This is a genomic window from Bradyrhizobium cytisi (assembly GCF_008123515.1).
In the GTDB taxonomy this organism is placed as follows: Bacteria; Pseudomonadota; Alphaproteobacteria; order Rhizobiales; family Xanthobacteraceae; genus Bradyrhizobium; species Bradyrhizobium cytisi.
Genome location: NZ_VSSR01000166.1, coordinates 1 through 3,214, shown reverse-complemented (window position 1 = coordinate 3,214; position 3,214 = coordinate 1). Strand labels below are relative to the sequence as shown.

General features: G+C 61.0%; 3 protein-coding genes and 1 pseudogene. 2 read left to right on the top strand and 2 right to left on the bottom strand.

The genetic code is table 11. The features are described from left to right. Positions 1 to 88: 88 nt before the first annotated feature. On the bottom strand, positions 89 to 895 hold the full coding sequence (locus FXB38_RS42320) for a lytic murein transglycosylase (RefSeq protein WP_148756748.1): 807 nt from the start codon (positions 893 to 895) through the stop codon (positions 89 to 91). Between the two features lie 780 nt (positions 896 to 1,675). Here FXB38_RS42320 and FXB38_RS42315 point away from each other — a divergent pair. After that, positions 1,676 to 1,912: a hypothetical protein gene (locus FXB38_RS42315; protein WP_027534326.1), complete on the top strand. Its 237-nt coding sequence runs from the start codon at positions 1,676 to 1,678 to the stop codon at positions 1,910 to 1,912. 18 nt (positions 1,913 to 1,930) lie between these two features. Here FXB38_RS42315 and FXB38_RS42310 read toward each other — a convergent pair whose 3' ends face one another. Continuing rightward, positions 1,931 to 2,311 (bottom strand): thiol-disulfide oxidoreductase DCC family protein, encoded by a 381-nt coding sequence (locus tag FXB38_RS42310; protein ID WP_148756747.1) that lies wholly within the window; start codon positions 2,309 to 2,311, stop codon positions 1,931 to 1,933. A gap of 234 nt (positions 2,312 to 2,545) precedes the next feature. On the opposite strand from FXB38_RS42310, the pseudogene FXB38_RS42305 reads away from it, so the two are divergent. After that, positions 2,546 to 3,214 (top strand): annotated as a pseudogene (locus FXB38_RS42305) (gamma-glutamylcyclotransferase); the annotation flags it as partial.

The following is a 3,214-nucleotide window of genomic DNA, read 5'->3' as shown; positions in this document are numbered from 1 at the left end:
CCATGTGAGCAATCCAGACTGTCTCCGCGGAGGGATTCTGGATTGCTTCGCTGCGCTCGCAATGACGATGGTTAGCAGCGTGCCCGCCCTACTGCCCGACCAGCCGGTCCGCAAAGTACCCGATCGTCTTGCGGTAGATCACCGCCCTGTTCCACTCACGCATCGCGTCGAAATTGGCCGAGCCTTCGTCATAGGGCTGGCCCATCTTGAAGCCGCTGGTGTGCAGCAGGTTCGCGGTCGAGGCGAGCACGTCGGCGACGCTGTGGCGGAGGTCGACATGGCCGTCGCCGTCGAAATCGACGCCGTACTTGATGTAGGACGACGGCAGGAACTGGGTCTGGCCGATCTCGCCGGCATAGGCGCCGATGAGGTCGCGCAGCGGCAGGTCGCCGCGCTGCACGATCTTGAGGGCTGCGAGCAGCTCCCCCTGGAACAGCTCGGTGCGTCGGCAATCATGCGCGAGCGTTGCAAGCGTGCGGATCACCGGCAGCTTGCCCATGTCGCCCTTGCCGAAATCGCTCTCCAGCCCCCAGATCGCGACCAGGATCTGCCGGGGCACGCCGAACTGCTGCTCGATGCGCGAGAGCAGCGCGGCATGACGCTGCAGCAGCGCGCGGCCGCCATTGATGCGGCCAGGGCCGACGCGGGTCGAGACATACTGCTCGAAGCTTTTGTTGAAGGTGTAGCGCTGGCGCCGGTCGAAGGCGAGCACGGCACCATCCTGTGTGATGCCGCCAAACGCTGCGCTGGTCACGCCCGCCGAGACGCCGGCTCCTTGCGCTTCCGCCGTCATGCCGGCGACGAAGCTGTTGAAGTCGCCGCCGCAACGCGCGGCCTCGGCCGACCCGCCCGCCAGACAAACGATGGATGCGACGGCAAGAGCGTATCTCAACATGCGGGAAAATCCTTAGGGGCCATGCGTGGAAAGTGGCGCGCGATCATGCCCGGGAACCGGATTCGCGTCAAAGCGGACACGGACCCGATCATATCGGTGCCCGCGATCAACTGCGCCGAAACAAAAAACGAAAAACAACCCCATGCACAGTAGGAGCAGAGCACCGATCGTCTACGATTTTTCCGAATCTGCCGTCGGGCAAAACAGGGGTATGGTGCCAGCATCGCAGACTCCAGACCTTGGCGCCTTCCCGCGTCCGGAGAACGTCGTGCGATCCGCCATCATGCCCGACAGCACGGACATCCCACTGCGCATGGTCGCGGGCCCCTGCAGCTCAAATCCCGGCCACCGCGCGCGAGCTCGCTGCGTTGCGGCAGTGCTGTGAGATGAACAAACTGCTTTGGAGATCCAGGCATCCGCTTTTCGAAACTGCAGGAACCCGTGATGCCATCAGCCGCATATCCGATGCGCTTGCTGCGACATCGACATCACAACGATTTATCATGACGATTTATCTTGCCATCGCAGGGCGCAAGTTCTAGCCTTCTATCTCAGGTTGTTGCCCCGCCAGCCCCGGGCGACGCCGAAGACCAAAAATAAACGGCGGGCTTTTCGGCCCGCCGTTTATTTGAGGGTCGGGGTCGCATCGGACCTTGCGGGACGCCTGGCGCCCCGGTCGGCAAACAGATCGCCAAACGATTGCACAGAAAGCTGCCGGATTGACGCTGGCGGCCGTCAAAGTCATTTGACTGCGGCGCCCTGATCGACGAAAAGCCCGCCATGGCCAAAAAACCCGGAACCAATCCCAAAGGCGAATTCGCCTTTTTCAACGTCTTCTACGAAGACGGCTCCCAACGCTCCAACCGGCGCGTGCCTTCGGAGCTGCTCGGCGGCCTCGATGGCGATGAGCCCGCCCGCGCCTTCATCATGGAGCAAGACCGCGAGATCGCCGAAAAATCCGGCCGCCCACCGCTTGAGATCAAGAGCCTCGACCGGGTCGGGGCGAAGAAGAAGTAGGCCTACCTAGGCGGGCTCTCACCAACGCCCGCTCCACTTATTCCAGGCAAACAATTGATCGGCAAACCGATCATAGAAGAACCGCGTGAACGGCAGCGCCACGCGGTTACCCAGTAGTGTCGCGAGCCACCCCTCCCCCGGCGTTAACCGCCACAGCGCGATCGCGACATCCGCGCCGACGATAAGCCGGCCGGCCTCATCGGTCGCATGCAGGCGGCGTCTGATGTCGTCGAGCGAGGCGCCAAAGTGCGCGAGTGCATCCGGCTGCTCGTTGATGTCCCTGAACTCGACCGTGCCCGCGCGCACCAGCGCCAGCAGCTTGTTGCGCAGCCAGTCGATGCCGGCGTCACAGACGGGGCAGCGGGTGTTGTAGTAGATGGTGAGGTCGGGAGTGGCCATTTGCTTTCACCAAGATGAGCAACCCCATCAGTACCAAAAACAAGCGATCCCGATCAATTATGCGGGAAAGAATGTAGCTTCCGCGACCGCGGCGAATGCATTCGCGCGACATCCCGCGTCGCAAACGGCATACTTGACGGACGAATTTTGGAAGTCCAGCGACATCGTCTATTATTGGGACTTTCGCAAATCCTTTGCAGGCGCGATGCAGCGAGTCCATCGCGGGAGCCGATCATGTTGAAAGCTACCAACGAGGAGATCGAGGCAGTTCGGGAGTACTTTGAATGGCAAGCGCCCGACCTTGAAGTGACCTTCATGCAGAAGGTCTACTCAGAAGCCGTCGTGAATACCCGCCACGACGTGTGGGACATTCATACCAACAAGGATCGCTGGTGGGTCATCACGGGCGGCACCAACCTCTACTCTCAAGAGCAATTTCCAAATATGGACCTTGCTCTGACCTTCCATATCGGCCTAATCATCCGCATCCCGCGTACGGAAGAACAACAGAAAGACGACCTACACATTCTCCCGTTCGGACCCGTCTTCGAGAGGATGGAAAAAGCTGGCGACGCCGTGACACAGGCGCAGAGCCTCAGCGATTATCAGGCCGTCGGCGTCCGCTGTCGCGAGACACTACTCGAATTGATCGGTGTCGCACAGGACTCGGTAATTTGGACCGAGCAACCGCCGCAGCGTGCGAACTTCCGTGCCTGGACGGAAGTCATTTGCAACGGCCTTCTGCCGGGTGACACCAACAAAGAGCGTCGCGGAGTTCTCAAAGGTGCGCTTGAGTCCGCATGGACATTTTCCAACTGGCTGACGCATTCAAAGTCGGCCACCTGGACTGATGCCGACATGGCGCACTCGTTGACCCAGCATGCTAGAGCGTTAGCCGATCAG